The organism is Nonomuraea sp. NPDC023979, assembly GCF_040639085.1.
GTDB lineage: Bacteria > Actinomycetota > Actinomycetes > Streptosporangiales > Streptosporangiaceae > Nonomuraea > Nonomuraea ceibae.
In genome coordinates, this window is sequence record NZ_JBEZZG010000014.1 from 42,008 (window position 1) to 67,888 (window position 25,881).

The window sequence follows — 25,881 nt, forward strand, 5'->3', positions numbered from 1 at the left end:
CGCCGTGTCCCTGTCCTCGTCGCTGTCCGAGGCGCCGCTGGCTCTGGCGCTCACCGCCGGGATGGTGGCCGCGTTCAATCCCTGCGGCTTCGCCATGCTGCCGGCCTACCTCACGCTGCTGATCACCGGCCGGAGCGCCGCGCCCGTACGCCAGGCGCTGGTCCTCGCGGCGGCGATGACCGCCGGGTTCGTCACGATCTTCGGCCTGTTCGGGCTGGTCGTGACCGTGCTGGCGGTCTCGGTGGGCGGGCGGCTGCCGTGGGCGACCCTGGCCATCGGGGCGGTGCTGGCCGGGCTGGGCCTGTGGCTGCTGTCCGGCCGCGAGCTGGTGCTGCGCCTGCCGGGCCTGCCCACCGGCCGTCCCACCACCTCGCCGCTGTCCCTGTACGGCTACGGCCTGTCGTACGCGGTGGCCTCCCTGTCGTGCACGGCCGGCCCGTTCCTGGCGGTGACCTCGGCGGCGCTGTCCGGCAGCGGCGTGGCCGGCGGGATGGCGGCCTTCACCGCGTACGCGCTGGGCATGGGGCTGATCGTCGCCGTCCTGTCGCTGGCGGTGGCGCTCGCCCGCGCCGCCGTCGTGGCCCGGCTGCGGCGTGTGCTGCCGTACGTGTCCCGGGTCAGCGGCGGCCTGCTCGCCCTCGCGGGCCTGTACGTGCTCTATTACGGCTGGTACGAGCTGCGCGTCCTCGCCGGGCAGGACGCGCGCGACCCGATCGTGGGCGCGGCGACGGAGGTGCAGGCGGCCCTGGCCCGCTGGGTGGCCGGACTCGGGCCGGGCCCGCTCCTGCTCGCGCTCGTCCTCCTGCTGGTCCTGGCGGCGGCGGCCGTGCGCAGGGCCCGCCAGAAGCCATGACCTTTCGCATATCTTGTCTCGCAAGTTATGATGGCCGCGTGACTATGACGGAGCCGATGTTCCTGGCCTTGACGGCACTCCTGGACGAGCCGCGCCACGGCTACGGGATCGTGCGGGAGGTGGACCGGCTGTCCGAAGGCACCGTGCAGCTCAAGATCGGGTCGCTGTACGGGGTGCTCGACCGCCTGACCGCCGACGGCCTGGTGGAGCTCGACCACGAGGAGGCCCACTCGGGCCGCCTGCGCCGCTACTACCGCATCACCGAGCAGGGCGAGGCGGCACTGGCGGCGGAGCTCGCCAGGCTGACCGGCACCCTCCGGCTCGCCGCCGAACGCCTCGGTGCCCGGCGGCGCGGTTTCACCATCGGCCCCTCGACCGCCGGAGGTCCCGCATGACCCTCCTGGAGGAGCGCTACCGCCTCGCCCTCAGGATGCTGCCCGCCTCCTACCGGGCCGAGCGCGAGGAGGAGATGGTCGAGGCCTTCCTCGAAGGCGCTCGCCACGCCCACGGCGAGCGCGGCACGCAGCCCGACTGGGGCGAGGTCGTCTCCATCGCCGCACTGGCGATCAGGATCAGGGTCGGCGGCATCGGCGCCGCCCCCCGCTCCCGCGCCGTCGGCGACGCCGTCAGGCTGGCCGCCCTGCTCGGGCTGGGCTACCAGGCCGTGATCGGCTGGATCGGCCTGGCCTTCTCCGTGCAGGTGCTCGGCCCGCTGCCGGGACAGTCGCCGGTCCTCACGCCCCGGGGGGCGGCGCCGGAGCTCGTGTCGGCGGCCGAGAGCCTGGTGTGGATCGCCGCCTTCGCCGCGCTCGCGCTCGGCAGGGTGCGGGCGGCCAAGCTCCTGGCCGGCCTGGGACTGCTGTACGTGCTGGCCATGTTCGGGGTCGACGCCTTCACCTGGCCGCGATCGCTCGTCGACTCCGCGCCTCACCTGCTGGTCACCGTGGTGCCCGTCGCGGCCCTGCTGACCGCCTACCACCGGGACGCCCCGGTGCGGCGCTCCCCGCCGCTGTCCGCCCTGCCGCTGGGGCTGACCGTCGCGTACGCCGCCGCCGTGCTCGCCGTCACCGGCCTCGGAGGCGGGACGGACACGGCGGCCGCGTGGGCTGCCGGCTGGCTCGACCCGCAGGGGGTGGCCACGGCGGCGCTCCTGGTCGCCGGCCTGGTGAGCCTGCTACGCGGGACCGCCCCGGCCGGGCGGCTGGCCCTCGCCGTCGTCGCGGTGCCGCTGGTGGCGGCGCGCTCCCCGCACTTCCTGATCGACGTCGCCCCGGCGCAGCCGCTCACGATCACCCTGACCGCGCAGAGCGCGGCGCTGCTGCTCCTGTGCCTGGCGCTGATCGTCTCGACCGTGCGCGCCCTGCCACGCCCCCACGCGGCGGCGCTTCCCGGACTGCCGCGGACGCGGTAGATCGTGCGGCCGTACGGCATCCGCAGCAGGGAGAGATGTCTCCGCAGGCGGGATGACCGGCGGACATAGTTCTGACGTCCGGTCGCGGGAAAGCGGAGGAGAACTCCATGTCGGTCCTGTCGGTGCTCGCCGCCCAAGCGGCCTCACCCGTCTGCACGTCCGCCGCGGAGTGCGCGGGCCAGGGGGTCGACACCTTCCTCGGCACCCCGCAGCGCGTCTGGGCCAGTGTGGCGGCGCTGGTCTCGCTGGCCGGCGTGATCGCCGGCCTGCCGGCCCCGCGCTCCGCCCGCCGGTCGGGCGGCGGGCGGAGGAGAGCCGTCGCGGCCCTGGTCCTGGGGCTGACCGGCGGGCTCAACGGCGCGGCGAACCTGGCCGTCGCCGACGGCGGGCTCGGCACCGGCAACGGCGTGTTCGGCGGAGCCGTCGCCCTGACCCTCGGACTGGCGGGCGCGACCCTCGGCGGACTGGCCCTGACCCGGGGTCAGGGAATGTACATGAGGAAGTAGTAACCGGCCGCCCGGTACCGGTCCTGGTACCACCGGCAGGGGGCGAGCCCGGTGTACTGGCCGTTCACGGCGGCGTCCTCGAAGGCCACCTCGCAGGCGGCCAGGGTGTCGTAGCGGCTGGACCAGTACCAGTCCGGCGGCACCGGCGCGAGGGCGTGGCCTCCGGCCGAGGCCGGCGTGGCCTCGCCCACGGAAGCGGAGGCGGGCGCCGCCCCGGCCAGCGCGGCGGCGCCCAGCGCCGCCGCGACCAGGGCTGCGCCGGACAAGCTGCGGATCTTCACGGAGGCTCCTCACGGTCGGGTGGGAGAACACCTTCAGATCAGCACCGATCGCCGGCCACGGGGAGCCCTCGCCTTTCCATACTTCCGCCGTATGGGGCTCAGGTGAGGTCAGTGCTGGGGGCGGGCCGGGGTGTCGCGTGCAGGGCCGGGCCCGGGAGGTGGCATTCGAGGCGGAGGGTGCAGGCGATCGCGACGCCGTTCAGGGCCGAGAGCACCAGGAAGGGCGCCGCGTGGTCGAGGTCGAACAGGGTGGCGAAGAGGACCGGGGCGAGGATCTCCGCCGCGACGAAGGAGTACTGGAACACCGCCAGGTAGCGGCCGCGGGCGTGCGGCGGTGCGAGGGTGGCCGCGAGGGCCATGGAGGCGGGCGCGTGCATGATCTCGGCGACGGTGAACAGGAAGGTCGCCGCGACGAGCGCCACGATCGCCCACCGGCCCGGGTCCGGGGTGAGGGCGGCGAGGGACAGGCTCCAGCAGACCCACAGGCCCGCCGCGGCGCACAGGACGCGGGTGCGGCGGTAGGGGGCGAGGCGCCTGGTGAGGGCGCCGCCGAGGGCGAAGACGATGATCGCGTTGCCCGCCAGCACGGCCGAGGTCAGCCAGGCGGGGCCGCGCAACGCCGTCTGCACGAAGGTCGGGAGCGCGAGCCCGAGCATGAGGGTGGACAGGGCGAAGACGACGTTGAGCGCGGTCAGCCCCAGGAACGCCCGATCACCGGCGAGCTCGCGGTAACCGGCGGCCGGTGCGTCCGGCGCGGCCGGGCCGGGGCGGCAGGGAAGGCGGAGCAGGGCGGCCAGGGCGAGCGCGGCCAGCAGGAAGCAGGCGGAGGACGCCCAGGCGACCGCGTGGTAGGCGGCGGGGCGGCCGTCGGTGACGAGCAGGCCGGTGACGAACCCGCCGACGCCGATCCCCACGGTCCTGGCGATGTTGGCCCGCGCTTACCACAGATCCTTGCCCGCAGAAGCACGGTGATCGGCGTGGTCGGCGATGAGCGTGAAGATCGACGACCAGTAGAGCCTGACGCCGAGGGCGCCCACCGAGGCGGCCAGGAAGATCCCGATCGGCTCGCTGACCCACACGTAGGCGAGAAAGGATCCGGCCTGAAGAACCTGCGCGCCGATCACCGGCGTGCGCGACCCGTACCGGTCGGCGAGGACCCCGGCCCACAGCGGGACGGGGATCGTGAGCACGTTGGCCACGCCGAGCAGAACCCCCAGCACCGGCAGGGGGACGTGGGACAGCGTGGTGAAGTACACGATCGACAGCGGCATGAACAGCCCGCTGCCGATCGAGGCGAGCAGAAGGGAGGCCACGAGCGCGACGGCGCCACGGCTCGACGAAGACAGGGAGGGCATGACGGAGCCTCGGATTTCAGCACGGGAGGTCGGGGGTTTCCGCTCAGGGGAAGGCCGACCCGCGCTAGACATCCATCAGAGGCATGCCGCAGATCTTACCGCTCGGCTCCCCCGCCGGGCGGAGTGAGCGCGACCTGGTAGACGATGAAGCCACGGTGATCGGCCACCTGGTCGTACAGGCGGCGGGCGGTGGCGTTCGTGTCCTGGGTGTGCCAGTAGAGGCGTCCGCATCCGGCCTCGGCCGCCCATTCCCGCACCGCGCCGATCAGCGCCCGCGCCACGCCCTTGCCCCTGGCTGCCGGGGCGGTGAAGAGGTCCTGCAGGTAGCAGGAGTCGGTCCCGGGCGCCGAGGTGTTGGGATGGGACAGGAAGTGCGCGATGCCGACCAGCGCGCCGTCCATGCGGGCGCCCAGAGCGTGTACGCCGACGCCGTCCTGGAATCTGCGCCACGCCTGCTCGTACATGGACGCGGGCTCGGTCCGCCCGTAGAAGGCGAGGTAGTCGCGGAACAGGGCTTCCCAACCGGCTCTTTCACCGGCTGACAGCGGCCCGATGTCGATCATCCGTACACGATAGGGACGGAGGCGGCCGCCAGGGCATGACCACTTGCGCGCGTAATGGGGGAACCACCACCGCGGCGGTGAGAGGTTGGTGCCGTGAGACAGGTGACCGTTCTCGGCAGTTGCGGGGCCTTCCCCGAACCCGGCCGGGCATGCAGCGGGTTAGCGATCGAATGGGACGGCCCTTCCGGCGGGCCGAGGCTGCCGCTGTACTGCCCGCCCGGGGTCCTCGACCGGCTGGCCGGGCTGGAGCCCGACGTGGACCTGCGCACCGTTTTCGACCCGCGCCCCCTGCCCGGCCACCACCGGGCAGGCCCCTTCGCGCTCAGCGGGACCCTGCTGCCGCACTGGGTCGACAACGCGGGCATCCGGCTGGAGGCGGACGGCACGGCCATCGCCTACTCGGGCGACACCGGCCCCACTCCCCTGCTGGCGGACTTGGGCCGCGACGCGGACCTGTTCATCGTCGAGGCCACCGACCGGCCGGGTGAGCGCGAACGCCCGGACCGCAACCTGATGACCGCAGCCGAAGCCGGCCTGTGGGCACGGCGTGCGCATGCGCGCCGGGTCATGCTGACGCACTTCTGGCCCGGCAACGACCGGACCGCCGCGCTACAGGCACCCGGGACGGCCTTCCCCGGCGAGATCCTGATCGCGGACGAGGACCTCACCATCCCCCTGGGCTACCCTGCCCGGGGTAGCGCATGAATGAGTCCAGAGAGGTGGCCTGGGGATGCGCGGAAAGCATGGCGGGAGGGACCGATCCTCGCGGCGAGGTTCAGGTCGCGGCCGTCGACCTCGTGAGCGGCAAGGTGGGGTTCCGCCTCCCCGTCCTCTCGGTTGATCATCTGAGGGCCGGGGACGGCGAGGCGTAGGGCGCCGGCGGCTCAGTCGTACAGGGTGGCGACGGCTGTCAGGAGCTGGGCGCGTGCGGTGGGGGCGGGGGTGACGCCGGTGAGCACGTAGGCGGCCAGTCCTTCGGCCAGCGCCACCAGGGTGAGCGCCGTGGTGTGCGGGTCGAGGGCGGCGGGGACGCGTCCGGCTTGCTGGTCGCGGGTGATGAGATCGGCGAGCCGGCGGTGGAAGTCGGCGTACAGGACGCGCAGGCGGGCGGCGATGGCCTCCTCGGCGAAGGCGAAGGCGTGGAAGGACTGCCGGACGCGCATGTGCGCCTCGGTGGCGGCGTCGTACGGGATGAGCTCGCCCAGCACCGTGGTGAGCACCAGGCGTGGCTCGGCCGCCTGCAGGTCGGCGCCTGCCTTGGCGCGGATGCGGGCGCTGGACAGGTCGTTGCCGCGTTCGAAGGCGGCTTCCAGGAGTTGCCGCTTGGCGGGGAAGTAGTGCTGTACGCGGCCGGGTGAGATGCCCGCCTGGGCGGCCACCTCGGTGAGGGAGACGGCGGCGAGGCCGCGTTCGGCGACGATGGCGAGCACCGCGTCGGCGATGTCCGCGCGGCGTTGCTCGTGGTGCGCTCCCGGTCCCCGGCCCATCAGTCCTCCCAAAGTTTTCCAATGCGGTCACATCGGATTATATGGTGGACGCCGTAATCCGATGTGATCGCATTGCGATAGGGGGAGGAGCCGGTGCCGGTCGTGCTGGCGGTGCTGTGCGCAGCGCAGTTCATGGTCGTGTTGGACGTGTCCGTGGTGAACGTCGCGCTGCCGTCCATTCAGCGGGCGCTCGGCTTCGACGCGGCGCACCTGGCGTGGGTGGGCAACGCGTACGCGCTGACCTTCGGCGGGCTGTTGCTGCTCGGCGGGCGGCTGGCCGATCTGTACGGGCACCGGCGCGTGTTCGCCGCCGGGCTGGTGGTGTTCACCGTGGCCGGCCTGGGCGGCGGGCTGGCGGAGGCGCCGGGCTGGCTGATCGCGGCCCGGGCCGGCCAGGGGGTGGGGGCGGCGGTGCTGGCCCCGGCCACGCTCACGATCCTGACGTCCGCCTTCCCCGAGGGCGCGCGGCGCACGCGCGCGATCGCCGTGTGGACGGCGGTGAGCCTGGCCGGCGGCACGACGGGCAACCTGGTCGGCGGGGCGCTGACGGAGTTTCTGTCCTGGCGCTGGACCCTGCTGATCAACGTGCCGATCGGGCTGGCCTGCCTGGCCGCGACCCGCCGGCTCGCGCCCGGCCCCGACCGGCGCGGCGGGCAGGGCGGGCCCGACAGGCACGGCGGGAGGCGGCTGGACGTGCTCGGCGCAGTGCTGTCCACCGGCGGGCTGGCCGCGCTGGCCTATGGCCTGTCGGGCGGCCTGTCCGACGCGCCCGCCGCCGCCCCTGCCGACGCGCCCGCCGCCGCCCTCGCCTTCGCCCCTGCCGTCACGCTCGTCGCCGGGTTCGGCGGGGTCGTGCTGCTGGGGCTGTTCGCGCTGGTCGAGGTGCGCGTGGCGCGGGCGCCGCTGATCCCGCCGTCGCTGCTGCGGCCGAGGGCGATCTGGCTGGGCAACGTGACGATGCTGCTGGCCGGGGCGTGCCTGAACCCGATGTGGTACTTCCTGACCTTGTCGCTGCAGAACGTCCTCGGGTACGGGCCGTTGCTGACCGGGCTGGCGTTCCTGCCGCACACCGTGCTGACCATGCTCGTCGGCCTGCGCCTGACCCCGTGGCTGATGCGCCGCGTCGATCATCGCGTGCTCGTCGCCGCCGGGGCGCTGGCCGGCGCGGCGGGGTTCTGGTGGCAGAGCGGCATCGCCCCCGGCCAGGACTACCTGACGGCCGTCCTCGGCCCGGCCGTACTGATCTCGCTCGGCGGCGGCCTGCTGAACACGCCGCTGACCGTCATGGTCACCTCGGGGGTCGCACCGGCCGACGCGGGAGCGGCCTCCGGGCTGCTGAACACCGCCAAGCAGGTCGGCGGCGCCCTCGGCCTGGCGGTTCTGGTCGCGCTGACGGCGGCGCCGGGCGGCGGCCCGGCACCGGCGCACGTGCCGGCCGCCGGCTACGGGGACGCGTTCGCCGCCATCGCCGTGGTGCTGACCGCCGTCGCCGTTCTGGCGGTGGCGCTGCCGCGGCGGCGCGACGGCACCCCGGCCGCGTCCAGAGGGTCCCAGACGTCCGGGGAGTCCGGTGTCACGTCTCCGCCGGGCCGGACTTTCCCTTGACCGACTGCTGGTAGAGGTCGGCGTACGTGGGCGAGTCCTTGATCAGGTCGTCGCAGAAGGCGGCGACGTCGTCACCGATGAGCTCAAGGACGCCCTTGCCGGCGGCGACGCCCTCCTCGAAGAAGTCGAGAAGCCCCGGGAGCAGGGAGCCGTCGAGCAGGCCGACCGGTCCGACCTTGAAGAAGTATCGCTGGATCTCCTTGTAGACGATCTCGTAGTCCGGCGGGAGCGCCTTGACCCGCGCCATGTGGGCCCGCCATTGCCTCTTGCCTTCGATGATGTCCCGGATGCCCATGTCAGCCTCCCAACCGGCCCAGTTTGCGGGCGACGTTCCTGTTCAGCTGCTCGCGCCACCGGTCGCGGTAGGTCCGGCCGCCCTCTCCCCCGGCCAGCGCCGCGCAGAAGCCGGCGATGTCGTCGCCCAGGACCTCGTGCACGCTCTGGCCGTCGGCCGCCGTCTCTTCGAGCAGCCCGAGGGCGCTGTCGAAGATCGGCATCAGGTTCCGGCCGGTGAAGTCGGAGTAGAGGACGAGGTGACCCTTGATCTCCTCCCACGCCGCCTGGTGGTCGGCGGGCAGTTTCCGGGCCCGGGTCTCGAACTCCTTCCATTCCCTGGTGAGATCGCTGCCTGTCACGGTCTCCCAGAAGTTCATGTCCCGCCCTCCTTGAGCTTGTCGATCCGGGAGGTGATGTACTCCCATTTCGCCCAGAACGTCGCGAGCTCTTCGCGTCCCGCGTCGTTGAGCGCGTAGAACTTGCGCGGCGGGCCCAGCCCGGACGGCCGTTTCGTGACCTGGACGAGCCCCTTCTTCTCCAGTCGCAGCAGGATGGTGTAAACCGTCCCCTCGACGACGTCGGCGAACCCGAGCTCGTTCAGCCGTCGCGTGATGGCGTACCCGTAGGTCTCCTCGCTGCCGATGATCTCGAGCACGCAGCCTTCCAGCGTGCCCTTCAGCATCTCCGTCAGGTCGTCCATCCTGGCCCTCTTCGTTCTCGGTACTCTGTAGCACCGAGTACCACTATACAGCATCACAGAGTAGTGCGGCGGGACCCGGTGGGTTTCGCTTCGATACCTACACTGGAGCGAGTGTCGCCGCGCAGCGCGGTGATCGGCAAGGAGACGGGCAGTGTCACGACAGGTGCGGGAGCAGGACGCCGTGTGCGCGATCGCACAGGGTGCGGCCGTGGTCGGCGAATGGTGGAGCCTCCTCCTCGTACGGGAGGTCATCCGCGGCCGGCGCCGCTTCGACGACCTGCACACGGAGCTGGGCATCTCGCGCCGGGTGCTCGCCGAGCGGCTCAAGCACCTGCTCGACCACGGCGTGCTGGAGCGCCGCCCCTACCAGCAGCGGCCGACCCGGTACGAATACCACCTGACCGACGCCGGCCGGGCGCTGGCGCCGGTGCTGATCGGCCTGCAGGACTGGGCGGACCGGTTCGTCCTCGGCGACGGCTCCGTCACCGGCGACGCCGCCCCCGGCAGTCCCCAGGCCGACCGGCTGCACACCCTCGTCGGCTCCCGGGTGCCCGCCCCGCTGCGCCTGCCCGCGACGGGCGGCGGCGAGCTGGACGTCGTGGCCGGCGACGCGCCCGTCACCGTCGTCTTCACCTACCCGGCCACCGGCATCCCGGGCCCGCTGCCGGCGAACTGGTCGCAGATCCCCGGCGCGGCCGGCTGCACGCTGGAGAACCGGCTGTTCCGCGACTCCGCCGCCGCCTTCGCCGGCGCCGGGATCGCCCTGCGCGGGGTGAGCACCCAGGGCCCGGACGAGCAGCAGGCCTTCGCCGAGGCCGAGGACCTCCCCTTCCCCCTTCTCTCCGACGTCGAGCTCGCCCTGTGCGCGGCCCTGCGGCTGCCCACCTTCCGGGCCGGTCAGGCCCTGCGCCTCAAGCGGGCCGTCGTCGTCGTCGACTCCGCCCGGACGATCCGCCGCGTCCTCTATCCGATCACCGACATTCCCGGCGCGGTGGAGGAGGCCCTGCGGCTCGGCGCCGAGGTGGCGGAGGAGCGGCGGGCCGCGTCCGGGGGCATGGCGCAGCGCCTGAGGGCCTCGACCCGGCGTTGACGCGCCGGCCACCCACACCTCGGCCCCGCAGCGGAGGGCGGCGAGTGGCGCTCGACGCGGCGACCGGTTAAGTTTTGCTCTGGAACTTACCGAGTTCCATACTGAAACTCATGCTGAGGGGCGAGTATGACAGCGATCGTCCGGGTGACCGGCCGGGAAATCCTTGACAGCCGCGGCAACCCGACCGTCGAGGTGGACGTGATCCTCGAGGACGGCAGCCTGGGGCGCGCGGCCATCCCGTCGGGCGCCTCGACCGGGGCCAACGAGGCCGTGGAGCTCCGCGACGGCGACCCGCGCCGCTATCACGGCAAGGGCGTGCGGAAGGCGCTGGAGGCGGTCCGCACCGAGCTCGCCGATGCCGTCACCGGCATGAACGCCGAGGACCAGACGGCGATCGACGAGACGATGATCAAGCTGGACGGCACGGCGAGCAAGGCCAGGATCGGCGCGAACGCGATCCTGGGCGTCTCCCTGGCCTCGGCCCAGGCCGCGGCGGCTTCGCACCGGCTCCCGCTCTACCGCTATCTCGACGCGGACGCCGCGCTGCTGCCCCTGCCGATGATGAACATCATCAACGGCGGCGCCCACGCCGACAACCTGCTCGACTTCCAGGAGTTCATGATCGCGCCGATCGGGGCGGCCACCTTCGCCGAGGCCGTGCGCATGGGCTCGGAGGTGTTCCACACCCTGCGGGCGGCGCTGAAGGCCGCCGGGCACCACACCGGCGTCGGCGACGAGGGCGGCTTCGCGCCCGACCTGCGCTCGGCCGAGGAGGCGCTGGACTTCATCATGGCCGCGATCGAGAACACCGGTTACGTCCCCGGCACGGACGTCGCCATCACGCTCGACCCGGCGGCGTCGGAGTTCTACCGCGACGGGGCCTACGTCTACTCCGGCGAGGGCGCCACGCGGTCGGTCGCCGAGCACGTCGCCTACCTCGCCGGGCTGGCCGCCGCCTACCCCGTCGTCTCGATCGAGGACCCGATGGCCCAGGACGACCTCGAGGGCTGGCAGCTCGTCACCAGCACCCTCGGCGGCGCCTGCCGGCTCGTCGGCGACGACGTCTTCTGCACCAACGCCGCCCTGCTCCGCAGCGGCATCGAGCACGGCGTCGCCAACGCGATCCTGGTCAAGGTCAACCAGATCGGCACGCTGACCGAGATGCTCACCACCGTCAGGACCGCCCACGAGGCCGGCTACGGCGTGGTGATGTCACATCGTTCGGGGGAGACCGAGGACACCGTGATCGCGGACCTGGCCGTGGCCACCGGCTGCGACCAGATCAAGACCGGCTCGCTGTCCCGGTCGGAGCGCACCGCCAAGTACAACCGGCTCATCCGGATCGAGGAGGAGCTGGGCACGCAGGCGCGCTACGCCGGCCGCCTGCCCTGACGCCCCGGACCTCGCGGCGCCCGGGGCCCGGGGTTGGACCCGGCGCCGGAGGGCAGGGGTGCGGGATGCGCGCCCCGCCGTCCCCTCACGTCACCCGGCCGGTGATGTATCACCGCTGGTCGCGGCTGACCTTCATCCACTGGCGCTATCCGGTCGCCGACGTGCGGGCGCTGCTGCCGGACGGCCTCACCCCCGAGACCTTCGACGGGACGGCGTGGGTGGGGCTGACGCCCTTTCTCATGGAGGGGGTACGGGTCCCGGGCGTGCCCGCGTTGCCGTGGCTGTCCACGTTCCCGGAGACCAACCTGCGCACGTACGTCCGCGACGCCCGCGGGCGTACGGGCCTGTGGTTCCTGTCCCTGGACACCGGCCGGCTGCCCGCCGCGCTCGGCGGCCGGGCCGGGTACGGGCTGCCGTACTTCTGGTCGGACATGTCCGTGGACGGCGGCGGGAGCCGCGTCCGCTACCGGTGCCGCCGCCACTGGCCGGGCGGCCCGCGCTGCGACGTCGAGGTGGAGCTGGGCGGCACGCTGACGGAGGACGAACGCGACGAGCTCGCGTACTTCCTGACCGCCCGGTTCCGGCTCTTCACGAGGGTGGCGGGCCGGACGGTGTGGGCGCCGGTGGAGCATCCGCCCTGGCCGTTGCGGCACGCGAGCCTGATCAGCCTGGAGCAGGACCTGACCCGGGCCGCGGGACTGCCGGACCCGCAGGGGCCCGCCCTGCTCCACGCCTCGCCCGGGGTGCCGGTCCGGGTGGGGATGTGGCGCCCGTGACCGCGAGGTCACGGGCGCCGCGGGTCACGGGGTGACGGTGACCCGGGTGGGCGGGGACGCGCCGATCCGGACCTCCAGGGTGATCGGGGTGCCGGCGCGCAGGGCCGTGCGGGCGTCGCCGCGGAGGTTCAGCTTCAGGTCCCGGCTCTTGCCGGGCTGGAGCGTGACCTTCTTGGCGTCGACGGGGTCGCCGTCGTGGGTGACGGTGACCTGCTCCTGGCACTTGCTCTTTCCGGCGCAGATCAGGGTGATCGTCGCCTGGGCGGGGGCGTTGCCGGGCTTGAGCGTGGCGGTGACGGTGTCGTCGGCCACGCTCATCCCCGCGCCGCCGGGCTCCCGCGCGAGCAGGGGCGCAGTGTAGCGCTGGGTCCCGGCCGAGGTGTTCAGCGCCAGGACGGTCCCGGCCGGCTCGGCCAGGCGTACGGTCAGGGCGCCGTTGCCCTGCTCGTCGAGCCGGACCTCGCCGAGGTGGGCGATGTCGGCCTCGCCGGGCGCCGACGCCGAGGCGCCGGGTTTCAGCAGGAGGAACGACAGCTGGGCCCCGGCCGCGCCGGCGCCCGCCGACATGGCGACGGTGACCGTCCCGTCGCCTGCGGTCGCCGCGTGGCTGATCCCGCTCCCCGTCGCCGAGGCTGTCGAGGCTGTCGAGGCTGTCGAGGCCGACGACGCGGCCGTGGCCGACAGGGTCGCGGCGGCCGAGAGCTTCGTGGCGGCCGCGGCGGTGGCGCGCAGGGTGGGGTGGCCGAGGGCGGCGTCCCACTGCCAGGTCGAGGCCAGGTCGAAGCCCAGCTCGCCCGACCAGAACGCCTCGGCGGCGGCCTGGTCACGGGTGGCGGTGGCGCCGTTGAGGGTGGCGGGGCCTGTCGTGGTGTCGATCTGGGTGGTGGCCTGGACGGTTTCGAGCGCCCAGTTGTTCTCCAGGGTGGCGACGTGGCCCGCGCCGACGCGGCCCAGGAAGCGGTGCGCCCAGGACGGGGCCGAGACGGCCGGGTTGAGGGCGGCCGAGTCGCGGATGACCGTGCCCGTGTAGCCGTATCCGGCCACGCCGCCGTCGTTGCGGGTGTCCGCGCGGACGGTCCCGGTGGCGAAGACCCGTTCGGTGGTGGAGCCGGCCAGGGCCACGCCGACGACGCCGCCCGCCTCGGTGGCGCGTACGTGCACGTCGGCGGTGGAGTAGGAGTCGCGCACGACGCCCTGGGAGTCGCCGACAAGGCCGCCCGCGCGCGAGCCCGCGGTCACGGACCCGGAGACGAGAACCCGCTCGACGGTTCCGGTGCTGGTGGCGGCCAGGATGCCGGCGCGGGCGGCGGTGGTGTTCACCACGCCGGCCAGGGCGAGGTCGTGCACGCGGCCGGAGACCTGGGTGAACAGCGGGGCGGTCAGGCCCCTGATGCTGTGCCCGGCGCCGTCGAACTCGCCGGTGAACGGCCTGGGCAGGCTGGTGAACGGCGTGCCGGTCAGGTCGAGGTCGGCGGCGAGCGCGTAGTCGTGCGACGGGTGCTCGCCCATCACGGTCAGGTCCGCGGCGCTGTCGACGAGGTGGAAGCCGCGCGGGTCGGTGGGCAGCGGGGGCGCCGGGGCCGGTTCGAGCTTCTCGGGCGCCATCCGCAGGGTCGGCCTCCTGGCGACGTCGTCCCACTGCCAGACGGCGCCGAAGTCCCAGCCGCGCGCCTCGTAGAAGGCCTGCCGCTGGATCTCCGAGGGGGCGACGACGTTGCCCTTCTGGTTGCCGGCCGACGGCGGGTCGGTGATGGTCTGGCCGCTGATCGGCACGGACCTGCTGACGTGGTTGTCCTCCAGGGTGGCGGTCTGCCCGCCGTAGACGCGGCCGACGATGGCGTGCGCGTAGCTCGACGCGGTGATGTTCGCGTTGAGGGCGACGGAGTGGCTCACCTGGGTGCCGGTGTAGCCGTAGGCGGCCACGCCGCCGGCGGAGGCGCTCTGCGCGCTGACGGCCCCGGTGGCGAGCACGTTCTCGGTGACGGAGCCGCCCACGGCGACGCCGACGACGCCGCCCGCGTACTGGGTGGTGGCGCGCACGTCGGCGGTGGAGACGCTGTCGCGCACGGTGCCGAAGTGGTGGCCGGTGACGGCGCCGGCGTAGCTGTGCGCGATCAGCGTCCCGCCGGCGCGGACCCGCTGGATGGTGCCGTGGTTCTGGTCGGCGACCAGCCCGGCGGGGGTGCGGTCGGTGGTGACGTCGCCGTGCACGACGAGGTCCTCGATGGTGCCGTGGTTGTCGGCGAACAGGCCGGGCCCCTGGTCGGGCAGGGCGGCCAGGCCGGAGACGGTGTGCCCGTCGCCGTCGAGGACGCCGGTGAACGTGGTGGCGCGGCCGAGCTGGGCGCGGCTGACGCCGGTCAGGTCGAGGTCGGTGGTCAGCCGGTAGTGGCCGGCCGGGTCGTTGTCGACCTTGGCCAGGTCGTCGGCGGAGTCGATCAGGTAGGGCGACTCGGCGGTGCCCTCGCCGGCCAGGCCCTCGCGCACGGTCATGACCGGCCGCAGCGGCCTGCCGGACGCGAGCGAGTCCCACACGTACAGCTTGACGGTCGCGCTGGGCGCGACCGGCAGCGGCGTGCGGAAGCGGACGTACTGCTCGCGGCCGAGGTGGTCGAACGTGACGTCGGCCGTGCGCACGTCGATCATCCGCTGGTGGGTGTTGTCGTACGTGGCGGCCATGACGGTGGCCTTGTCCAGGCTGCCCGGGTAGGACAGCAGGCCCACGCCGGCGAGCTCGCGGTTCTCGACCTCGGCGGCGGAGACCTTCCAGGAGCCCTGCGGCTTGGTGACGGTCACCTCGTCGACGGGCCGCCCGTCGATCGTGTACGCCGACAGCTTCAGCCCGGCCTCGGTCGCCTCCAGGACGGCGCCCATCTGGACGTTCTCGTCGAAGACCTTGTCGTCCCACCAGAACCGCTGGTTGTCGTAGAACTTGGGCCCGGAGGAGCCCAGGGTCACGAACGTGGTGCCGGCGGCCTGCTCCTCGGGGGTCGTGGCCAGGCGGCCCTCGAAGATCGTGGAGCGCTTGTAGACGTGGTCGTGGCCGCCGAGGTACAGGTCGACGCCGAGCCGGTCGAGCACGCGGGTGACCTTCTCCCGGGCGAGGTCCATGCCGGCGTCGTCGGCGTGCTGGCCGCCGTAGTAGGAGAAGTGGCCGGTGACGACGTTCCACTTGGCGCCGGAGGCGCGCACGTCGTCGACCAGCCAGGCGAGCTGCTCGTCGAGGCGCGTGTTGGAGTTCAGCACGGAGAAGTGGATCTCGCCGCGGTCGAAGGAGTAGTTGCTCTCCCCGATGGCGCCGTTGGCGGGCAGCGCGAACGTGTTCGTGAAGATCGCGGCCGGCTTGCCGCCGACCACGTCGTAGTCCAGGTCCTCGTACGTCTCGTGGTTGCCGACGAGGCCCGCGTACTGCAGGCCGAGGCGGGACAGGAAGTGCTCGTGGACCTCGGCCCACTGCTCGCCGCGGCCGCCCCGGTCGACGAGGTCGCCGACCTGGAGCACGGTGCCGCCGCCGGGCCGCTCGGCCTTGAGCCGGTCGAGCACCTTGCCGGGCAGGGCGAGGGCGCCGGGGTCGCCGTCGGGCACCTGGACGTCGCCCAGGAGGTAGACGGGTCCGGCGTCGCCGGCGAGGAACGGGCCGCGCTCGCCGGTCCAGGAGGAGCGGTCGGCGCTGAGCCGGTAGCGGTAGGCGGTGCCCGTCTTCAGCCCGGTCAGGCGGAACTCGTGGGAACGCAGCGTCCGGCCGGTGATCGCGTGCTGGCGGACGGGCTCGTCGTTGCCGACCACGTCGACCTCGTACGGGCGGCTGTTCTCCGAGGTGAGGACCGGGGCTTCGGCCCAGTCGCCCGAGCCCTCGGGCAGGACCTGCGCGTAGACCTTCCGGATGGCGCGGTCGGTGGTGACGGCGATGCCGGCGGTGCCTGGCTTGTCGCCCACGGCCACGTTGGCGCGCAGGAAGACGGACTCGGGGTCGGGCTTGTCCTGGGAGATCCGGATGCGGAGCAGTTCGGCGTTGGTGTTGCCCAGGTTGTCGGTGGCCTTCACGACGACGAACGCGTCGTCGTACGAGCGGACGCGGAAGGCGCCGCCGGTGACCGGGACCTCGCCGGCGGAGTCGTACACCTCGACGCTGACGGCCGGCCGGGTGCCGGAGTCGTCGGTGGCGGTGGCCTGGGGCAGGGTGATCGTGTCGCCGTGGCGGGCGGTGGCGGGCACGCCGGAGACGGTGATCTTCGGGGCGTAGTTGGCGCCTCGGGTGGTCTCGCCGATCCAGATCGGGGCGGAGACCACGAAGTCGCCGTCGGCCTGGTCGGCGCGGACGTAGAAGAAGTCGCCGTCGCGGACGGCGAGCTCGGCCTTCAGCGTCAGGTCGTTGCCGCTGAGCTTGCCGAAGTCGTGGGCGACGGCGCCGCCGTTGGTGATGAGGCGGGCGCCGGTGAAGGAGTCGCCGTCGCCGGGGTCGGCGAGCCGCAGGTCCACGTTCAGGGCGGTGGTGGCGGCGGGCAGGATCGTGCCCATGGGCTTGTCGTTGCCGCCGAGCGCGACGACAGCGTCGACGTCGGTCGTCGAGTAGAGGGTGCGCTCGCGCATGGCCGCGTACAGGCCCTTGAGCGAGTGCTCCGCGGCCCACACGCCGGTGATCGACGGGTTGCCGGACACCCAGGTGGCGGAGTGCTCGTCGCCGTTCCACACGGGGGCCAGGTGCCAGCCGGCGTCGAGCGCCTTCTGGAACTCCTTCACCGCGTCGGCGGACTTGACCTCGATGAGCTCCATCCGCTCGTCGGCGACGGGGTCGAGGCCCTTGAAGCCGAAGAAGTCGCCCTTCGCGGTCGGGGACGGGTGGTTGAACTGGCCGATCGCGTCCGGGTCCTGCTTGATGCGGGCCAGGAACGTGAAGTAGTCGTACTTCAGGTCGCCGGTGCCGAAGGCGTTGCCGTAGCCGTCGACGCTGCCCTTCTCGGTCGCCCTGGCCGTGGCGTGCCAGTCGGCGTTGAACACGTTGATGTGGCCGGTGCCGTCGTACCAGGTGTTCTCGATCGACGGGACGGCGACCAGCTTGTCCTGGCCGGCGTTGAACTTCTCGGCGCTCTCGTGCAGGTAGCGCCATTCGGCCGAGTCGGCCTCGCGCCAGTCGTCGAGGTAGTCGTCGCCGTTGCGGATGTCCCACATGACGTCGTGCTCGGACACCGTGAAGAAGTCGGCCCCGGTCGTGCCGTGGACGTGCTCGTAGGCGTCCGGCGGCAGCTTGACGCCGTCGCTCACGGAGGTGTGCGAGTGGAACTCGCCGGTGTAGAGGCTCCTGCCCAGGTAGGTGGGCCGGTCCTCGGGGGCCGCGGCGGCGGGTTGGGGGGCCAGTGCGCCGGCCGCGAGGGCGATCGCGGTGATCGCTCCGGGCCAGGCGCGTCGTGGTGCGCTGATGCGCGTCATGTTTCTGCCGTTTCACGTGGGTCCAGCGGGACAAAAGTGCTTTCCACAGAAACCACGACAGGTAGAACGCTTTGTCTCGCACTCATGTGCTAAAGGTGAACGAGGGCCGAAACCATGACAACTACTCCGCTTGGGTCGCGTTCCGGAGTAGGATCCGCCCGTGCGTGATCCAGGTGAGGACCCCAGGCCCGTCCGGGGCGCGGTGCGCGAGATCCACTCCATGAGCGGCGCGGCGACGCTGCACTACTCCCCCGACCTCGACGGTCTCGCCGACCCCGGAGAGATCGTCTGGGCCTGGGTGCCGTACGAGGAGGACCCGTCGCGCGGCAAGGACCGGCCGCTGCTCGTGGTCGGCCGCAGCGGGCGCAGGCTGCTGGCGATGATGCTGTCGAGCCGGGGCGGCGACGGCCCCGACTGGGTGGAGATCGGCGCGTGGGGCCGCGACGGGAAGGTCTCCCACCTGCGGCTGGACCGGGTGTTCGCACTGGACGAGGACGACATCCGGCGCGAGGGCGCGGTGCTCGACGCCGACCGGTTCGCCCGGGTGGCCGCCCGGCTGATGAAGACCTACGGCTGGGCCGCCGGCCGCTGACGCGCGGCGGCGGCCCCCGGGTCAGGGGTGCAGCCAGTGCGGCTGCTGCCCCGGCGCGTGCAGGTGATAGTCAGGGGCGCCCTCCAGCGCCCTCTCCTCGCCGCCCGGCGTGTAGGTGACGATCAGGCGCAGCGGGCGCCACGTGGTGTTGTACGTCGAGTGGAACACCCCCATCGGGATGTGCACCGTGTCGCCCTCGCGGATCGGGAACGGGTCGCCGTCGTCGACCATCTGCTCCGCCTCCCCGGAGATCACGTAGATGACCTCCTCGGCGTCGGGATGGTTGTGGCGGGCGTGGCCCTCGCCCGGGTTGACGACGACCTCGCCGAGCGTGCTGGCCGCGCCGGGGACCAGCGACGGGGTGACGAACCACTTGATGGCGCCCCAGCCGAACGTCATCGTCGGCACCGTGTCCGGCTTGATCAGCATCTACAGCTCCAGGTTCTTGAACGCGGTCACCTGCTCGGTGATGGCCCGCTCGGTGGGGAGACGCTCGACGGAGGAGGCGCCGAAGAAGCCCGCCACGCCCTTCGTCCGCGACAGCACGTACTGGGCGTCGGCGGGCTCGGCGATGGGCCCGCCGTGGCACAGCACGAGCACGTCGGGGCGGACGGCGGCGGCCGCGTCGCGCATGGCCTGCACCCGCGCGACGGCCTCGTCGAGCGTGAGCGCGGTGCCCGCGCCGATGCTGCCCTTGGTGGTCAGGCCCACGTGCGGCACCAGCACGTCGGCGCCCGCCTCGGCCATGGCCCGCGCCTGGTCCTCGTCGAACACGTACGGCGCGGTCAGCAGGTCGCGCTCGTGGGCCAGCCGGACCATCTCGATCTCCAGGTCGAAGCCCATGCCGGTCTCCTCCAGGTTCTGGCGGAACACCCCGTCGTACAGGCCGACGGTCGGGAAGTTCTGCACCCCGGCGAAGCCCATCGCCTTGAGCTGGTCCAGGAAGACCGGCATGACGCGGAACGGGTCGGTCCCGCACACGCCGGCGAGCACGGGCGTGTCGCGCACCACCGGCAGCACCTCGGCCGCCATCTCGACGACGATCTGGTTGGCGTCGCCGTACGGGAGCAGCCCGGCCAGCGAGCCGCGCCCGGCCATGCGGTAGCGGCCCGAGTTGTAGATGATGATCAGGTCGGCGCCGCCCGCCTCGGCGCACTTGGCCGACAGGCCGGTGCCCGCGCCCGCGCCGATGACCGGCCTGCCGTCCGCGACGCCGCGGCGCAGCCGTTCGAGTGCCGTGGTCCGGTTCACCGGTGTCCTCCGATCAGTTCGTGGAGCCGGCCGGCCATGGCCCGGCCGAACTCCGGATCGTTGATGTGCAGGTCGAGCCGCACGGTGTCGGGATGGGCGGCCAGGGCGTCGAAGCACGCCTCGTCCGCCTCCGGGTCGTGGAAGGGCATGCCCTCGGCGTCGAGCGCCGACACTCCCCGGGCCGGGACGAACACGACGGCCGGCGCCCTGGCCCCGGCCAGCTTGGCGGCGACGCGGCGGCCGAGCTCGGCCATCTCCTCGCGGGTGGTGCGCATGAGCGTGACCGCCGGGTTGTGCACGTACAGGGTGCGGCCCTCGAACCGGGCGGGCACGCTGTCGCGCGGCCCGAAGTTGACCATGTCGAGCGCGCCCGGCGCCACCACCTGCGGGACGCCGTGCCGGGCGGCGGCCGTGAGCCGGTCGGGGCCCGCCGACAGCACCCCGCCGACCAGGTCGTCGGCCAGCTCGGTGGTGGTCAGGTCGAGCACCCCGGCGAGCATCCCGCTGGCCGCCAGCCCCTCCATCGCCCGGCCGCCCGCGCCGGTGGCGTGGAAGACGAGCACCTCGTAGCCCAGTTCCTCCAGCCGGTCGCGGGCGGCGTCGACGGCCGGCGTGGTCACGCCGAACATCGTCGCCCCGACCAGCGGCCGGTCGGACGCCTCCGGCCGCTGCTCGCGGTAGGCGAGCGCCATCCCGGAGGCCGCCGCCGCCGCGTTGCCGAGGATCGCCCGCGAGACCCGGTTGACGCCCGCCACGTCGACCACGCTGTACATGATCGTGACGTCCTTGGCGCCGACGTACGGGGACACGTCGCCGGACGCCATCGTGGACACGATGATCTTGGGCAGCCCGATCGGCAGGTCCCGGACCGCACGCGCGGCGATCGACGAGCCGCCGCTGCCGCCCACCGCCAGCACCGCGGCCACCCGGCTCCGCGCGTGCAGGTCCGCCAGGACCGCCGCCGCGCCCTCCCCCATGGCCGTGACGGCGGCTCCCCGGTCGCCCGCCGCGCGCAACGCCGCCAGGTCCGCGCCGCCCGCGGCCGCCACCCGGTCGTTGGGGACGTCGATCGGGTACGACACGCCCGGCTCGCCGGTGCCCGCGTCGATCACGACGACGTCGCGGCCGAGCTCGATCAGCCTGTCACGCAGCCATCCGTATTCGTGCCCCTTGGTGTCCAGGGTGCCGATGAGTACGACTGTCATTCTCCGACGTTATCCCGGCTGCGATCATTGGAGCATGCGTGTTGCAGTGATCGGGAGCGGCATCGTCGGCGCGGCCGCCGCCCACCACCTGAGCGGGCGCGGCGTGTCCGTGACCGTGGTCGACGGCGCCTACCCGGGCGAGGCCACGCAGGCGGGGGCGGGCATCGTCTGCCCGTGGGTGGACCACTGGGACGACGAGGACTGGTACCGGCTCACCCGCGAGGGCGCCCGCCACTACCCGGGGCTCGTGGAGGAGCTGGGCGAGGACTTCGGCTACGCCCGCGTGGGCGCGCTGCTCGTCGCCGAGGAGCCCGCCGACCTGGAGCCGGTGCGCGCCCTGCTGGAGCGGCGGCGGGCCGAGGCGCCGGAGATGGGCGAGGTCACCGACGTGCCGGCGCCGTCGGCGCTCTTCCCGCCGCTGGCCGAGGACCTGGTGGCGCTGCACGTCGCGGGCGCCGCCCGGGTCGACGGCCGGGCCGTCCGCGACGCGCTCCTGCACGCCGCCGTCGCCCGGGGGGCCGAGGTGCGTCCCGGCACGGCGGTGCTCACCCCGTCGGGGCAGGTCCTCGTCCGCGAGACCCGCGCCGCCGACGCCCGCGCCCGCGTCCACGCCCGCCACGCCGCTCCCCCGCGCCCCGCGGGCACCTGGCGCCAGGGAGACCCCGCCCCGGGCGCACCGGAAGGCGCGCCGGCCGAAGGAGCGCCGGGCGAAGGAGCGCCTGCCGAAGGGGCGCCGTCCGCCGGGCCCGCCTTCGGGGTGGGGCGCGAGGTCGAGGGCGGGCCCGGCGGCGAGGCCGGGGAGGCTCTGGAGGCGGACGCGGTGATCGTGGCCGCCGGGGCGTGGGCCGGGGAGGCGTGCCGGCCGCTCGGCGTGGAGCTGCCCGTGTTCCCGAGGCGGGGCCAGATCGTGCACGCCACGCTCGACGGCGTCGACACCGCGTGGTGGCCGATCGTGCTGCCGCGCAGCGGGCCGTACCTGCTGGGCTTCCCGGGGTCGCGGCTGGTGGTGGGGGCGACGGTGGAGGACGTCGGGTTCGCGCCGCGCGTGACGATGGGCGGGCTGGACGAGGTGCTGCAGGCGGGGCTGCGGATCGCGCCGGGCCTGTTCGGGGCGACGGTGACGGAGGCGAGGGTGGGGCTTCGGCCGGTGTACGCGCCCGGCCGGCCGCTCATCGGGCGGCTCACCGACCGGGTGGTGGTGGCGACGGGCCTGAGCGCGTACGGGCTGACGGCGGGGCCGTTCGCGGGCCGGATCGCCGCCGCGCTGGCGCTGGGCGAGGAGCCGCCGATCGACCTCACCCCGTACGCCCCGCCGGTGTGAGGGCCGGGCGTATGATCGTCGTTCCCCCACCGTGCGCGAGTAGGGGGAGGCGGCGATGCGCCCGTTCCTGGTCCTGGCCCTGGTGCTGCTGACGGCGGGCTGCGGCGAGGCGGTCACGCCCGCGGGCCAGCCGGTGGCGGGCGTGGCCGCGACGGCGCCCGGCCCGGAGACCGGGGAGTCCGGGGAAGGCGGGGAGGCCCGGGAGGTCGTGGTGCCGAGGGCGGCGTCCGGGCAGTACGAGGTCGTCGGCGGGAGCGCGGCGGCCCGGCGCGGGCCGGGCCGGGCGGTGCGCTACCTGGTGGAGGTGGAGCGCGGGCTGCCGTTCGACGGCCGGGCCTTCGCGGCGCAGGTGCACCGCACGCTGAACGACCCGCGCGGCTGGACGAGGTTCCGGCGCGTGTCCCGCCCGCCGGTGCGGGTGCGGGTGGCGCTGTCGAGCCCGGCGACGACCGACCGCAGGTGCCGCCCGCTGCGGACCGGCGGCCACCTGTCCTGCTGGAACGGCACCCGCTCGGTCATCAACGCGCTGCGCTGGGCGCGGGGCGTCCCCCAGTACGGCGGCGACCTGGCCGCCTACCGCCGCTATCTGATCAGCCACGAGGTCGGCCACGCGCTGGGGCACCGCCACCGGCCGTGCCCCGGCCCCGGCAGGCTCGCCCCGGTGATGGCGCAGCAGACGAAGTCGCTGGGCCGCTGCCGCCCGAACCCGTGGCCGCACCCCGAAAGGTAGACCGGCCCCATAGCGGAGAAGACTGGTGATCGCAACACGACGACGAGAAGGGCTCACGTCATGCCGACGATCACGACAGGGAAGGTCAGCGGCCTGGAGGACGACGGCATCGCCGTCTTCAAGGGCATCCCGTACGCGAAGATCCCGTTCGGGCCGCTCAGGTTCGCCGCGCCGGAGCCTGCGGACCCGTGGGAGGGCACGCTGGAGGCGACCGCGTTCGGGCCGCGCCCGCCGCAGCCGGCGATCATGCCCGGCCAGGAGCCGTGGGATCCGGCCGCCGGACTGGACATCCTCACGGTGAACGTGTGGACGCCCGATCCCGGCGGCTCCGGGCTGCCGGTCATGGTGTGGCTGTACGGAGGCGCGTACTGGATGGGGTCGGCCGACTGGCCCGAGTACGACGGCGCGCGGCTGGCCCGGCACGGGGTGGTCGTGGTGACGCTGAACTACCGGGTCGGCATGGAGGGATTCGCCCAGATCGAGGGCGCTCCGGCCAACCGGGGACTGCTGGACCAGGTGGCGGCGCTGCGCTGGGTGCGGGAGAACGTGGCGGCGTTCGGCGGCGACCCGGACAACGTCACAGTCTTCGGCGAGTCGGCGGGGGCGGGCTCGGTGGCGGCGCTCATGGTGATGCCGTCGGCGGCCGGGCTGTTCCGGCGGGCGATCGCGCAGAGCGTGCCGGGGCCGTTCCTGACCTCCGAGCTGGCCTCGCGGGTGACCGGCGCGGTGATGGCCCGGCTGGGCGGCGGGTCCCCGTACGAGACGACGCCGGAGGGGCTGGTGGCGGCGTCGGCGGCGTTCGCCCGGGAGGAGCTGCCGGGCGCGAGCGATCGGTGGGGGCTGCTGACGCACATGGGGATGCCGGTGGCGCCGGTGGTCGACGGCGAGGTGCTGCCGGACACGCCGTGGAACGCGCTGGCGGCCGGGGCGGGCGCGGACGTGGAGCTGATCGTCGGGTACAACCGCGACGAGTTCACCGTCTTCCACGCGATGGCGAGCGGGCCGCCTAACCTGGCGGCGGCGCTGGAGGCGCTGGCCCCCGACGGCGCGGACGCCGCCTACCGGGCGGCGCTGCCGGGAGCCTCGGACGGCGACCTGTACGTGCGGCTGATGTCGGACTGGCTGTTCAGGATGCCGAGCGCGCTGCTGGCCGACGCCCATCACGGGACCACGTACGCCTATGAGCTGACCTGGGCGCCCACCCCGGTGCTCGGCGCGTGTCACGGGCTGGACGTGCCGCTGGTGTTCGGCACGACGCGGGGCGAGCTGGCGCTCATGCAGGCGGGCGGCTCGCCGGACACGGAGGCGATGTCGGAGCAGTTCCGCACGGCCTGGACCCGGTTCGCGGCCACCGGCGACCCGGGCTGGCCCGCCTACGACCCGGCGACGGCGGTCACCCACCTGTTCGACGTGAAGCCGTCGGACGTGGCCGACCCGGAGGCGGCCTCGCGGGCGCTGTGGTCGAAGACGGGCGTGCGGGTGATCGGCTGAACGCCCGGCGGTGATCAGCCCGCGTCGCTGAGCCGCTCCGCGCCGACGCCCCTGAGCAGGGTGTCGACCAGGCGGGTGGCCAGGGCGTCGGGCTCGCCGGGGCTCTGCGCGGCCTCGTGGATGAGCGCGTAGTAGACGCGCCTGGCCCAGTCGAGGTCCACGTCGTCGCGCAGCACCCCGGCCGCCTGCGCCCGGCGGAACAGCTCGGCGCAGCTCTCCTCCACCTCGGCGTGGACGCGGGCGACCTCGGGCCCGGCCGTGGCGGCGCGGCTCATGGCGAAGCCCCAGTCGATCTTCACCCGGAGCACGTTGGCGGTGGCCTGGTAGAGCGCGACCAGGGGCGGCGTGGTCTGCGGGCCGGCCGCGGCGACGGCCTCGGCGAAGCGCCGGGTGGCCCACTCGGTCATGGCCTCGACCAGCGCCTCGCGGGAGGCGAAGCGCCGGTGCACGGTGGTGCGGGCGACGCCGGCCGCCTCGGCGATCTGCTCCATGCTGGCCGACGGGTTGCGGCTGAGGACGCGCTCGGCGGCCTCCAGGATCGTGCGTACGGTCCGCTCGGCGTCTGACCGGCGGGCCCGGGTTCCCTGGCTCACGCGTCACGAGGATACAGCACCGTACCGCTTTGCCGAAGAGTTGCATCATCAGTGTCGCATCTTCTATGGTCTACGCATCGAGCTTGTCGCAACTAACGAAGGGCTTCATCATGGACCTGCGACTCACCGGGCAGACCGCCGTCGTCACCGGAGCCGGCCGGGGCATCGGGCTGGCCATCGTCCGCACGCTGCGCGAGGAGGGCATGCGCGTCGTGGCCGGAGCCAGGACGATCACGCCCGAGCTGATCGCCACCGGCGCGACCGGCGTCAGCGTGGACCTGTCCACCCCCGCCGGGCCCGGCGAGCTGGTCGAGCGGGCGCTGGCCGAGCTGGGCGAGATCGACCTGCTGGTCAACAACGTGGGCGGCGGCGACGGCGGCGACGGCCAGACCGGCGGCTTCCTCGGCTTCACCGAGGAGCAGTGGCGGCTCACCCACGACCTCAACTTCCTCAGCGCCGTGCGCGCCACCCGGGCCGCGCTGCCCAGCCTGCTGCGCGGGAGCGGCGCCGTCGTGAACGTCTCCTCCAACGGCGCCCGCATGCCGCACGCCGGCCCCGTCCCCTATACGACCGCCAAGGCCGCGCTCACCGCCTGGAGCAAGGCGCTGGCCGAGGAGTTCGGGCCGCAGGGGGTGCGGGTCAACACCGTCTCACCCGGCCCGGTGCTGACCGCCATGTGGGAGGCGCCCGACGGCTACGGCGCGGCGCTGGCGGGCGCGTTCGGCCTGCCGCACGAGCAGCTGCTGGCCGGGCTGCCCGGCACGATGGGCATGACGACCGGCAGGTTCGTCACGCCCGACGAGGTCGCCTCGCTGGTGGCGTACCTGGCCTCGCCGCTCGCCGCGAGCGTCAGCGGCGCCGACTACGTCGTCGACGGCGGCGCGACGAAGACCGTCTGACGCCGCGAAACGGCGTCCGTCCCCGGGAACACCGGCGGCCCCGCGATCAGTTGAGCTGGTGTACCGGAATTCAGGGG

Annotated in this window: 27 protein-coding genes; 14 read left to right on the forward strand and 13 right to left on the reverse strand. The window is 73.7% G+C overall.

Annotation, left to right across the window (positions count from 1 at the left end; genetic code table 11):
- Positions 1 to 4 precede the first annotated feature (4 nt).
- The 4 genes from AB0G11_RS24125 to AB0G11_RS24140 all read left to right on the forward strand — a co-directional run bounded on the left by AB0G11_RS24125 (position 5) and on the right by AB0G11_RS24140 (position 2,770).
- A complete protein-coding gene (locus AB0G11_RS24125) occupies positions 5 to 853 on the forward strand; it encodes a cytochrome c biogenesis protein CcdA (RefSeq protein ID WP_357588332.1) in 849 nt (282 codons plus the stop codon).
- A gap of 44 nt (positions 854 to 897) precedes the next feature.
- Complete coding sequence (locus tag AB0G11_RS24130; protein ID WP_219509493.1) at positions 898 to 1,248, forward strand: PadR family transcriptional regulator; 351 nt, start codon at positions 898 to 900, stop codon at positions 1,246 to 1,248.
- Positions 1,245 to 2,264 (forward strand): hypothetical protein, encoded by a 1,020-nt coding sequence (locus AB0G11_RS24135; protein WP_357588334.1) that lies wholly within the window; start codon positions 1,245 to 1,247, stop codon positions 2,262 to 2,264. Before AB0G11_RS24130 ends, AB0G11_RS24135 begins: the two co-directional genes overlap by 4 nt.
- Before the next feature lie 107 nt (positions 2,265 to 2,371).
- Positions 2,372 to 2,770 (forward strand): DUF6223 family protein, encoded by a 399-nt coding sequence (locus tag AB0G11_RS24140; RefSeq protein WP_357588336.1) that lies wholly within the window; start codon positions 2,372 to 2,374, stop codon positions 2,768 to 2,770.
- Here the strand turns inward: AB0G11_RS24140 and AB0G11_RS24145 are convergent.
- From AB0G11_RS24145 to AB0G11_RS24160, 4 genes are all read right to left on the reverse strand, one after another.
- Entirely contained in the window at positions 2,746 to 3,051 is a 306-nt protein-coding gene (locus tag AB0G11_RS24145; protein ID WP_357588338.1) for a hypothetical protein, read from the reverse strand. The two genes, AB0G11_RS24140 and AB0G11_RS24145, sit on opposite strands and share 25 nt — an antisense overlap.
- 98 nt (positions 3,052 to 3,149) lie before the next feature.
- On the reverse strand, positions 3,150 to 3,977 hold the full coding sequence (locus AB0G11_RS24150; RefSeq protein WP_357588524.1) for an MFS transporter: 828 nt from the start codon (positions 3,975 to 3,977) through the stop codon (positions 3,150 to 3,152).
- A gap of 12 nt (positions 3,978 to 3,989) precedes the next feature.
- Positions 3,990 to 4,478 carry an MFS transporter gene (locus AB0G11_RS24155; protein WP_357588340.1) on the reverse strand — a complete coding sequence of 163 codons (489 nt, stop codon included), beginning with the start codon at positions 4,476 to 4,478 and terminating at the stop codon, positions 3,990 to 3,992.
- Between the two features lie 23 nt (positions 4,479 to 4,501).
- Positions 4,502 to 4,969: a GNAT family N-acetyltransferase gene (locus tag AB0G11_RS24160; protein ID WP_357588342.1), complete on the reverse strand. Its 468-nt coding sequence runs from the start codon at positions 4,967 to 4,969 to the stop codon at positions 4,502 to 4,504.
- Between the two features lie 93 nt (positions 4,970 to 5,062).
- Here AB0G11_RS24160 and AB0G11_RS24165 point away from each other — a divergent pair, with 93 nt between their 5' ends.
- Positions 5,063 to 5,674: an MBL fold metallo-hydrolase gene (locus tag AB0G11_RS24165; protein ID WP_357588344.1), complete on the forward strand. Its 612-nt coding sequence runs from the start codon at positions 5,063 to 5,065 to the stop codon at positions 5,672 to 5,674.
- Between the two features lie 179 nt (positions 5,675 to 5,853).
- On the opposite strand, the gene AB0G11_RS24170 is transcribed toward AB0G11_RS24165, so the two are convergent.
- On the reverse strand, positions 5,854 to 6,456 hold the full coding sequence (locus AB0G11_RS24170) for a TetR/AcrR family transcriptional regulator (RefSeq protein WP_357588346.1): 603 nt from the start codon (positions 6,454 to 6,456) through the stop codon (positions 5,854 to 5,856).
- A 93-nt stretch (positions 6,457 to 6,549) separates the two neighbouring features.
- Between AB0G11_RS24170 and AB0G11_RS24175 the strand changes: the two genes are divergently transcribed.
- Positions 6,550 to 8,061: an MFS transporter gene (locus AB0G11_RS24175; protein ID WP_357588348.1), complete on the forward strand. Its 1,512-nt coding sequence runs from the start codon at positions 6,550 to 6,552 to the stop codon at positions 8,059 to 8,061.
- Here AB0G11_RS24175 and AB0G11_RS24180 read toward each other — a convergent pair.
- The 3 genes from AB0G11_RS24180 to AB0G11_RS24190 are packed head-to-tail and all read right to left on the reverse strand — an operon-like array spanning position 8,030 to position 9,037.
- Positions 8,030 to 8,356: a DUF1048 domain-containing protein gene (locus AB0G11_RS24180; protein ID WP_219509475.1), complete on the reverse strand. Its 327-nt coding sequence runs from the start codon at positions 8,354 to 8,356 to the stop codon at positions 8,030 to 8,032. The two genes, AB0G11_RS24175 and AB0G11_RS24180, sit on opposite strands and share 32 nt — an antisense overlap.
- Position 8,357: 1 nt before the next feature.
- Positions 8,358 to 8,714, reverse strand: coding sequence for a DUF1048 domain-containing protein (locus tag AB0G11_RS24185; protein WP_219509476.1), 357 nt, complete (start codon positions 8,712 to 8,714; stop codon positions 8,358 to 8,360).
- Positions 8,711 to 9,037 carry a PadR family transcriptional regulator gene (locus AB0G11_RS24190; protein ID WP_219509477.1) on the reverse strand — a complete coding sequence of 109 codons (327 nt, stop codon included), beginning with the start codon at positions 9,035 to 9,037 and terminating at the stop codon, positions 8,711 to 8,713. Before AB0G11_RS24190 ends, AB0G11_RS24185 begins: the two co-directional genes overlap by 4 nt.
- Positions 9,038 to 9,188: 151 nt before the next feature.
- Between AB0G11_RS24190 and AB0G11_RS24195 the strand changes: the two genes are divergently transcribed.
- The 3 genes from AB0G11_RS24195 to AB0G11_RS24205 all read left to right on the forward strand — a co-directional run bounded on the left by AB0G11_RS24195 (position 9,189) and on the right by AB0G11_RS24205 (position 12,295).
- Positions 9,189 to 10,127 (forward strand): winged helix-turn-helix transcriptional regulator, encoded by a 939-nt coding sequence (locus AB0G11_RS24195; protein WP_357588350.1) that lies wholly within the window; start codon positions 9,189 to 9,191, stop codon positions 10,125 to 10,127.
- 126 nt (positions 10,128 to 10,253) lie between these two features.
- Entirely contained in the window at positions 10,254 to 11,519 is a 1,266-nt protein-coding gene (gene eno / locus AB0G11_RS24200; protein WP_357588352.1) for a phosphopyruvate hydratase, read from the forward strand.
- A gap of 65 nt (positions 11,520 to 11,584) precedes the next feature.
- Entirely contained in the window at positions 11,585 to 12,295 is a 711-nt protein-coding gene (locus AB0G11_RS24205; protein WP_357588354.1) for a DUF2071 domain-containing protein, read from the forward strand.
- A 24-nt stretch (positions 12,296 to 12,319) separates the two neighbouring features.
- On the opposite strand, the gene AB0G11_RS24210 is transcribed toward AB0G11_RS24205, so the two are convergent.
- Positions 12,320 to 17,722, reverse strand: coding sequence for a metallophosphoesterase (locus AB0G11_RS24210; RefSeq protein ID WP_357588355.1), 5,403 nt, complete (start codon positions 17,720 to 17,722; stop codon positions 12,320 to 12,322).
- 160 nt (positions 17,723 to 17,882) lie between these two features.
- On the opposite strand from AB0G11_RS24210, the gene AB0G11_RS24215 reads away from it, so the two are divergent.
- Complete coding sequence (locus AB0G11_RS24215; protein WP_357588357.1) at positions 17,883 to 18,314, forward strand: type II toxin-antitoxin system PemK/MazF family toxin; 432 nt, start codon at positions 17,883 to 17,885, stop codon at positions 18,312 to 18,314.
- A gap of 21 nt (positions 18,315 to 18,335) precedes the next feature.
- On the opposite strand, the gene AB0G11_RS24220 is transcribed toward AB0G11_RS24215, so the two are convergent.
- From AB0G11_RS24220 to AB0G11_RS24230, 3 genes are read right to left on the reverse strand one after another with little or no spacing between them, the layout of a single operon-like run.
- Complete coding sequence (locus AB0G11_RS24220; RefSeq protein WP_357588359.1) at positions 18,336 to 18,743, reverse strand: cupin domain-containing protein; 408 nt, start codon at positions 18,741 to 18,743, stop codon at positions 18,336 to 18,338.
- Positions 18,744 to 19,565 carry a phosphoenolpyruvate hydrolase family protein gene (locus tag AB0G11_RS24225; protein ID WP_219509483.1) on the reverse strand — a complete coding sequence of 274 codons (822 nt, stop codon included), beginning with the start codon at positions 19,563 to 19,565 and terminating at the stop codon, positions 18,744 to 18,746.
- A complete protein-coding gene (locus AB0G11_RS24230; RefSeq protein WP_357588361.1) occupies positions 19,562 to 20,770 on the reverse strand; it encodes a Tm-1-like ATP-binding domain-containing protein in 1,209 nt (402 codons plus the stop codon). Before AB0G11_RS24230 ends, AB0G11_RS24225 begins: the two co-directional genes overlap by 4 nt.
- 34 nt (positions 20,771 to 20,804) lie before the next feature.
- On the opposite strand from AB0G11_RS24230, the gene AB0G11_RS24235 reads away from it, so the two are divergent.
- From AB0G11_RS24235 to AB0G11_RS24245, 3 genes are read left to right on the forward strand one after another with little or no spacing between them, the layout of a single operon-like run.
- Positions 20,805 to 22,091, forward strand: a complete 1,287-nt coding sequence (locus AB0G11_RS24235; protein ID WP_357588363.1) for an FAD-dependent oxidoreductase — start codon at positions 20,805 to 20,807, stop codon at positions 22,089 to 22,091.
- A 55-nt stretch (positions 22,092 to 22,146) separates the two neighbouring features.
- Positions 22,147 to 22,821: a DUF3152 domain-containing protein gene (locus AB0G11_RS24240; protein WP_357588365.1), complete on the forward strand. Its 675-nt coding sequence runs from the start codon at positions 22,147 to 22,149 to the stop codon at positions 22,819 to 22,821.
- Positions 22,822 to 22,881: 60 nt separating this feature from the next.
- Positions 22,882 to 24,312, forward strand: a complete 1,431-nt coding sequence (locus AB0G11_RS24245) for a carboxylesterase family protein (RefSeq protein ID WP_357588367.1) — start codon at positions 22,882 to 22,884, stop codon at positions 24,310 to 24,312.
- Positions 24,313 to 24,326: 14 nt separating this feature from the next.
- Here AB0G11_RS24245 and AB0G11_RS24250 read toward each other — a convergent pair whose 3' ends face one another.
- Entirely contained in the window at positions 24,327 to 24,905 is a 579-nt protein-coding gene (locus AB0G11_RS24250; RefSeq protein WP_219518031.1) for a TetR/AcrR family transcriptional regulator, read from the reverse strand.
- A gap of 110 nt (positions 24,906 to 25,015) precedes the next feature.
- Here AB0G11_RS24250 and AB0G11_RS24255 point away from each other — a divergent pair, with 110 nt between their 5' ends.
- Positions 25,016 to 25,804, forward strand: a complete 789-nt coding sequence (locus tag AB0G11_RS24255; RefSeq protein WP_357588369.1) for an SDR family oxidoreductase — start codon at positions 25,016 to 25,018, stop codon at positions 25,802 to 25,804.
- The last annotated feature ends 77 nt before the right edge of the window (positions 25,805 to 25,881 follow it).